General features: G+C 68.3%; 8 protein-coding genes and 1 pseudogene. 6 read left to right on the top strand and 3 right to left on the bottom strand.

Annotated elements, in window-relative coordinates; all coding sequences use genetic code 11:
• Both ACAM49_RS37520 and ACAM49_RS37515 read right to left on the bottom strand, forming a co-directional pair.
• Window positions 1-361: pseudogene (locus tag ACAM49_RS37520) on the bottom strand (GNAT family N-acetyltransferase); the annotation flags it as partial.
• 4 nt (window positions 362-365) lie between these two features.
• A complete protein-coding gene (locus ACAM49_RS37515) occupies window positions 366-1,322 on the bottom strand; it encodes an MBL fold metallo-hydrolase (RefSeq protein WP_369640285.1) in 957 nt (318 codons plus the stop codon).
• A 65-nt stretch (window positions 1,323-1,387) separates the two neighbouring features.
• Between ACAM49_RS37515 and ACAM49_RS37510 the strand changes: the two genes are divergently transcribed.
• Window positions 1,388-1,792 carry a MerR family transcriptional regulator gene (locus tag ACAM49_RS37510; protein WP_369640284.1) on the top strand — a complete coding sequence of 135 codons (405 nt, stop codon included), beginning with the start codon at window positions 1,388-1,390 and terminating at the stop codon, window positions 1,790-1,792.
• Window positions 1,793-1,831: 39 nt separating this feature from the next.
• Window positions 1,832-2,443, top strand: coding sequence for a DUF4232 domain-containing protein (locus tag ACAM49_RS37505; protein ID WP_369640283.1), 612 nt, complete (start codon window positions 1,832-1,834; stop codon window positions 2,441-2,443).
• Window positions 2,444-2,452: 9 nt separating this feature from the next.
• On the opposite strand, the gene ACAM49_RS37500 is transcribed toward ACAM49_RS37505, so the two are convergent.
• Entirely contained in the window at window positions 2,453-3,775 is a 1,323-nt protein-coding gene (locus ACAM49_RS37500) for a cytochrome P450 (RefSeq protein WP_369640282.1), read from the bottom strand.
• Between the two features lie 138 nt (window positions 3,776-3,913).
• Between ACAM49_RS37500 and ACAM49_RS37495 the strand changes: the two genes are divergently transcribed.
• From ACAM49_RS37495 to ACAM49_RS37480, 4 genes are all read left to right on the top strand, one after another.
• Window positions 3,914-5,050, top strand: a complete 1,137-nt coding sequence (locus ACAM49_RS37495) for an epoxide hydrolase family protein (RefSeq protein WP_369640281.1) — start codon at window positions 3,914-3,916, stop codon at window positions 5,048-5,050.
• Window positions 5,051-5,128: 78 nt separating this feature from the next.
• The gene (locus ACAM49_RS37490; protein WP_369640280.1) at window positions 5,129-5,782 is read left to right on the top strand and encodes a 1,4-alpha-glucan branching protein; all 654 of its coding nucleotides are present in this window, start codon (window positions 5,129-5,131) and stop codon (window positions 5,780-5,782) included.
• 96 nt (window positions 5,783-5,878) lie between these two features.
• Window positions 5,879-6,448 carry a DUF308 domain-containing protein gene (locus ACAM49_RS37485; RefSeq protein ID WP_369640279.1) on the top strand — a complete coding sequence of 190 codons (570 nt, stop codon included), beginning with the start codon at window positions 5,879-5,881 and terminating at the stop codon, window positions 6,446-6,448.
• Window positions 6,449-6,462: 14 nt separating this feature from the next.
• Window positions 6,463-7,173: LysR family transcriptional regulator (locus tag ACAM49_RS37480; protein ID WP_369640278.1), on the top strand; the 711-nt coding region annotated here is incomplete at its 3' end.

Genomic DNA, 7,173 nt, shown 5'->3' with positions numbered 1-7,173 from the left:
GGTGGGCGGCCATCATCCTGTCGGCCATGCGGCCTGCGGCGGGGAGGCGGTGGCGGAAGGCGCGGAGCAGGCTGGGGAGTTGGCGCATGGTGGCGGCGTCGTCGACGTGCCAGTGGCCGGGTGGGGCCCAGAGTGCCGCGCCGACTATGGAATTCGCGTCGTTGCAGGCCACCTCGACCCCGCCGAGCGGGATGAAGTGGTGGCGGGCCTGGGCGGCGAACAGGATCGCGGTGCGGCGGGCGCGGGTGGCGTCGTCGCGGATCAGCCATTCGATGAGTGGATCGTCGGAGAACGCGATGCCCAGCACGCGCGCTAACTCGGGAATATCGGACAATTGCGCCGGGCGCACGGTGATCCCCATGCCATCACGGTAGCGGTTCGGCGGCCTCCTGATACCGCGTGGTCAGATGCTGTGCGGCGGCGTGGTCATGGGTGGGGACAACTTTCACCAGGCGTTGGGCCAGGTGCAGTCGATGCAGGGTCTTGAAGGTGAGATCGCGGTCGACGTCGACGAATATGCCCGGGAACCCGGACTTCTGGCGAATCTTCTCGATCTGCAGCGCGTGCCAGGCCGCATCGCCTGCCAACAGCACCCAGCCGCGCGCGGTGTGGGCGAGCACGCCGACGCTGCCCGGCGTGTGTCCGGCGAGGTCGACCAGGACGACACTGCCGTCGCCGAAGAGATCACGGCTGCGGGCGAAGGTCAGCACCGGCGGGCCGTCGAGCTCGTACTCCACCATGGGCCGGTCGAGCAGTCCGTCGCGGACGCCGCCGACGGGAGCGACCGGACCGGTGGTGACCCAATCCTTTTCGACGCTGTGCATGTGGACCGGAAGCCCCGGCAGGTCCAGCAGGCCGCAGACGTGATCCCAGTGGGCGTGGGTCGGCAGCGCGAAATCGAGGGCGGGCAGGCCCGGTTCGGCCTCGAGGGCGGTGATGGTCGCGATGGTGTCGGCCGGTGGGCGTACCGCCGGACGCAGCAGGCCCGGCAGCTGCGCGATCGCGCGGTGCTCGGCGTCGAGGCAGAAGCTGGGATCGACGATGAAGGTGGCTTCGGGATGCTGGATGACGAACGAGGTCAGCGAGCTGCCGATGCGCTTGGGTGTGAACACGCCCTCCACCACGGCCGAGGTCGGCACGGAACGCTCGGTCTGCTGCAACGCGGTCACGGTGACCGTGCGCTGCGGCGTTGGCAGTCCCGCATCGGTGAGCGACCGCAGAAACCGCTGGTCGGCCCGCCGTGGGCGGATCGCTCCGGTGATGGAAGTGGTTACGGCGGCGCAGCATTGGAACAGGCTGGAATTGCGTACTGGATCGGACATGCTGGCACGCTAATACTTAAGGTCGACATGAAGTAAAGGGGTGAATCGTGGCCACGGTCCAGGACATGAGAATCGGGGACGCCGCGGCGGCACTCGGTGTGGAGACGCACGTGCTGCGGCATTGGGAGTCGGTGGGGTTGCTCGCGCCGCCGCGCAGCCCGTCGGGGCATCGCAGCTACAACGAACACATCCTCGACTACGCCCGCGTCATCCAGAAACTGCAGCGAACCGGGCTGTCGCTGGAGCAGATTCGCCAATTGGGCATGGGCGCGTGCGACGATCGGATAGCCATGATCGCGCGGCGGCGGGCCGAGGTGCGCGAGCGCATCGCGCTGCTGGAGGCGACGGATCGATTCCTCGAGCACCTGGTCGAATGCAGTCATCCGGTCATCAGCGACTGCCCGGAGTGCTCGGCGTTCGCGGTGCGCGAGCACGCGCGGCCGACGGCCGAGTTCGCCGATCGCACCTAGGCTGGAGGGGCCAGTTTCCGAACCGGGAGGAGTTGGGAAATGCGTGTTCGCGGAGGGATTCTCGGCATTGTCGCGGTGGCTCTGGCCGTGGCGGGGTGTTCGAATTCGAACCACCAGTCACCGCCGTTCGTTCCCACCAGTGGTGTGGTGTTCCCGCGTGGCGACGGCAATCCGACCGGGACAACCCCGGCCTCGGCGACCACCACACCCGCTGGAGGTCCCACGGTCCTGGCCCCGTACGCCTCATGCGGCAGCGGGCAGGTCGATGTCACCGCGGAGGTCATGTCGCCGGGCACCGGCCATCGGGGCGTGAAGTTCACCTTCGCGCTGGCCGCGGGTGCGGCTCCGTGCACGCTGACCGGATACCCCGGTGTCGATACGGGCGCGGGCGGACCGCTGCTGCACGCCGACCGCACGCCGCGCGGCTACATGGGCGGCCTGCCGCAGGGCAGTGACGAGCCGCCGGTGGTGACGCTGGTATCCGGCCACCCGGCCAATGCGGTGGTGGAGGGCGTGGCGTTCGACGCTTCCGGAAGCGGGTGCCCGCTCTACACGAGTCTGCTGGTGACACCGCCCAATTCGACCGACACCCGCACCGTCGCGGTGACCATCGACAGCTGTGCCCTGCACGTGCACCCGGTCACCGGGTAGCGGCCACCGCTACACCGAGCTGTCGGCGGTCACCACCACGCGTGCACCATCGGCGGGAACATGGGTGATGTTCCGAATCCGCGACTTCTCCGGCCCCGCACCCGCGGGCAGCGAAAGCCGATGCCGCGTCAGGATTTCCCGCAGCACCGCCGTGCCCTCCATGAGCGAGAACCCGGCCCCGATGCACCGCCGCACCCCGCCGCCGAACGGCAGCCAGGTATTCGCGGCGACCTCGCCGTCGAGGAATCGTTCGGGCCGGAAGGTCAGCGCGTCCGGAAAGGCCTCGGTGCGTTGATGCGCCAGCAGGATCGACGTCGATACCACGGTGCCCTTCGGCAGCTCGTGGCCGCCGATGGTCATGTCGCGGGTCAGCTTCCGTCCGGTCGCGGCGATCACGGTGTGCAGGCGCATGGCCTCCTTGAGCACCGCCTCGAGATACTTCTCGTCGCCATCGTGGGCCGCGCGCCGCGCCTTCGCCTGAATCTCCGGATCGGCGGCCAGCTCGTAGCACGCCCACGACAGCGCCGATGCGGTGGTCTCGTGTCCGGCCAGCAGCAGCGTCACCAGCTGATCGCGCAGTTCGGCGTCGGACAGCGGTGCGTCGGAGGGATTCTCGCCGGATCCGACCGCCAGCAGTCGCGACAGCACATCGGCCCGACCCTCCAGATCCGGATGCGCCCGCCGCTCCGCGATCTCGGTGTAGAGCAGCTCGTCGATCGCACCCTGATTGTCGAGGAAGCGCTTCCACATGCCGCGGCGCTCCAGGAACGGGTACTTCCAGCCGAAGAAGATGAGCGGATTGATGTTCACGATGCGGCGCAGCCGCGGTGCGAGCTCGTCGCGGCGGCGTTCGTCGGTCATGCCGAACACCACCTGCATGATCACATCGAGTGTCAGGTCGTTCATGCGGTCCAGCGTGTCCACCGTTGACCCGGAGGCCCACTTGTCAACATGCGTCTTGGCGATGGCGTCGACCACCGTGCGATACCCGCGCAACGAGGACCCCACGAAGGCGGGCATGAGCAGCCGCCGGGCCCGCGCGTGCTCGTCCTCGTCGGTGAGCAGCAGCGAATGTTCGCCCATGATGCGGCCGAGCAGCCGATTGCCCTCGCCGGCATGCAGATCCGCCGGGTCGCCCGCGAAGATCTCGCGAATGTGCTCCGGCCGCGTGAACACCACCACGTTCTCGGAGTACGGAGGGACCAGGCGCAGGCTGAAGACATCTCCGTAGCGGCGCGACGCCGCCTGCAGCAGCGCCCCGCGCCATTTGGCGTACAGCACGGTCTGCACGATGCTCGGCAATGGCGGTCCGGGCGGATAAGCGGTGCTCACAATGCCGATACCTTTCGCATGCGCCGCCTCGTCGCGGCTGAATCGCTCTGTCTCACAGCGTAGAACGCGGGCTGGGCTCAGCGGAACGGCCACCGGTATAGGACCGGAACTGACCTACATCCTTCCTAGGGTGGAGACATGACTCCTACCGAGCCCTTTCGAATCGCCATTCCGGACACCGACATCGAGGATCTTCGCGCGCGCCTGGCGCGCACCCGCTGGCCGGCGGAACTGCCCGGCGTGGGCTGGAGCTACGGCATTCCCACCGCCTACGTGCGGGAGCTGTGCGAGTACTGGGGGAGCGGCTACGACTGGCGCACCCATGAGGCCGCGCTGAACCGGCTGCCGCAATTCCGCACCGAAATCGACGGGCAGCGAATGCATTTCACGCATGTCCGGTCCCCGGAAGCCGACGCTTTGCCGCTCGTACTCATCCACGGTTGGCCCTTCGAGGACTTCACCGAGCTGATCGGCCCGCTCACCGATCCCCGCGCCCACGGTGGCGATCCGGCCGATGCCTTCCACCTGGTCATCCCGACCCTGCCCGGTTTCGGCTTCTCGGGGCCGACCCACCGCGCCGGTGACGCGTCGACCGAGCGCAGCGCGGAACTGATCGCCGAGCTCATGGCCGCACTGGGTTACGACCGCTACGGCGCCCAGGGCGGCGACGCCGGCTCGTTCATCGCACCGCAGGTGGGCCGCGTCGCCACCGACCATGTAGTCGGCGTGCACCTCAACGACCCGATCACCATCCCGTCCTGGAACGACGACGGCTCCGGCTACAGCGCCAGCGATCAGAAAAAGCTGGCCTACCTGCAGGATTGGAGCAGCCGCGACACCTCCGGCTACGCGGGCATGCACTCCACCCGCCCGCAGACCCTCGCCCCGGCCATGTCCGATTCCCCGGCCGCGCTACTGGCCTGGGTGCTCGATATCGTGAACACCTTCAAGGATCCGGCCAAGGCGACCCCGACCGACGCGATCGACCGCGACATGCTGCTCACCAATCTGTCGGTGCTGTGGTTCACCGACACCGCCGGATCGTCGATGCGCCTGTACAAGGAATCCCAGCAGTGGGGTGCGGAGCTGTCGAACTCCGGTGTCCCCACCGGCGTGGCCGTCTTCCCCGGCAACCACACCGTGCGCGGTATCGCCGAGCGGCAGAATTCGCTCGTGCACTGGTCCGAGTTCGAGCGCGGCGGGCATTTCGCGGCCATGGAGGCCCCCGATCTGCTCACGGCCGATCTGCGGGAATTCTTCCGCAAGCTCCGCTGAGCGATTCCCGCACCTCGAATTGTCCACAGCCGCAGGGGTTTCGGCCGTCGGCCGCGCGCATCTGGCAGGATGGGCGGCATGGCGGAGATCCATGAGACGACCGTGAAGCCCGGAAAACTGGCATTGCTGGCGCGGTGGCTGCCCACCAGGCACTGGTATCTCGGGTCCGGGGAGCCCGCCCTCGCCAAATCCGGCGGCTTCCGCCTCGACGATCCCGACGGTGAGGTCGGCATCGAGCTCATGGTCATCACCGATACCTCGGGCGCCGAGCCGGTCGTCTACCTCGTTCCCATGACCTATCGCGGCGCTCCCGTCGAGGGCCTCGACCACGCCCTCATCGGTACGGCCGAGCACGGTGTCCTGGGCCCGCGCTGGTTCTACGACGCGGCCCACGACCCGGTGTTCATCGAGCAGGCCGCGGCGCTGCTCGCGGGCAAGGCGACCCCGCAGGACCAGAACACCAGCGACACCCCCGACCTGACCGTGCACCTGGTTCCGGGCGACATCCTCACTCCCGCAACGGGATTCCGCCCCACGATCATCGATACCGACGCCCACACCGATATCGCCTTCGACTCCGATCGCTCCACCAACGCGGGCGCGGAACTGATCCGCCTGCACCGCCGCCTGCACATCGGCGCACCCACCCACTCCGACCGCAGCCACGTCGACGCCCCGTGGATGGCCCCCGACGGATCATTGCGCCGCGGGATCTTCCTCAGCGCGCCCTGAACACGGCCGTGACGGAGTCCCGCGGCGGCGCGCACGACGCGCCGGGGATCATGCAAACGTCCATTTAGCTGGGCATTTCGGTCATATCATGGGTGCATGCCCGCCACTCGAATCGAAGGGCGAACCGATGTATTCGCCGACTGGGCTTGGCAGTCGCTGGTTGTGACCGGCGGCTGTTCCATCGTGTTGGGTCTGGTGCTGGCCGTGTGGCCGGGCAAGTCGGCCACGGTGGCGGGCACGCTGTTCGGGCTGGTGCTGGTGGCGTCCGCGGCGGTGCAGTTGATCGTGGCGTTCGGGGCCCGGATCAAGACTCCGCTCAAGTTGGCCGAGGGGGCGAGCGCGATCATCGCGCTGGGGCTGGCGGCCTGGACGTTCAGCAGCGGCGAATCGGTTGCGCTGCTGTCGTTGTGGATCGGCATGGGCTGGGTCGTACGGGGGATCGTGCTGGCCATCGTGGGGGTGTGGTCGGAGGAGTTCCAGGGCGCGGGGCGGCTGGAGCTGGTCGGCCTGGCGACGCTGATCGTCGGCGTGGTCATCGTGGTGATTCCCTACGAGTCCATGACGGCGCTGTCGGTCTCGGTCGGGCTGTTGACCGTCGTGCTCGGCGTCTCGGAGATGCTGCTGGGCGCACGCGTGGAGCGGGGCGCACAACCGTCGGTTGTGTAAGTAGGGTGTGGCGGGTGGATCTCACCGCCGTGCGCACCTTCGTCGTCGTCGCCGAGACCGGTCAGTTCCAAGAGGCCGCCGCGGAGCTGTCGATCACCCAGCAGGCGGTATCCAAACGCATTGCGGCACTGGAGAAATACCTCGAGGTGCGGCTGTTCGCGCGCACCGCGCGCGGCGCCCAACTCACCATCGAAGGCGAGGCCTTCCTGCCGCACGCCCGCGATCTGCTCCGGGTCGCGGAACGCGCCGAAGCCTCGGTGCGGCCCGGTCGCCGTGCGCTGCGCGTCGATGTCGTCGCCCGCCGCATCATCACCGCGAGCCTCCTGCAGGACTTCCACCGCGCCCATCCCGGCATCGAACTCGACATCGTCACCGTCGACGGCGCCGTCGACACCGCCGTTGCCGCCATCGAAGCCGGAACGATCGACGCCACATTCCACGCCATCCCGGCGTACAGGCGGCTACCCGAATCGATCCGAGCCGCCCGCGTAATCGACGAACCACACGAGCTACTCGTAGGCCCCCGCCACCCACTCGCCAACGCTCCAACCCTCACTCCGACCCAGCTCTCGGGCCACCGCATCTGCATTCCCGGCCTGCCCACCCAAGGCGAAACCGCCGACTACTACACCGAACTCACCACCACCTTCGGCTTCACCCTCGACCCCCTCGGCCCGGTCTTCGCGAAAGAATCCCTCCTGGACGAACTGGCCGCCGCCCCAGAC

Origin of the sequence: Nocardia sp. JMUB6875 (assembly GCF_041154655.1) — a bacterium.
Taxonomy (GTDB): Bacteria; Actinomycetota; Actinomycetes; order Mycobacteriales; family Mycobacteriaceae; genus Nocardia.
Note: the sequence above shows the minus strand (reverse complement) of the source record. Positions and strands in the feature narration are given on the sequence as shown.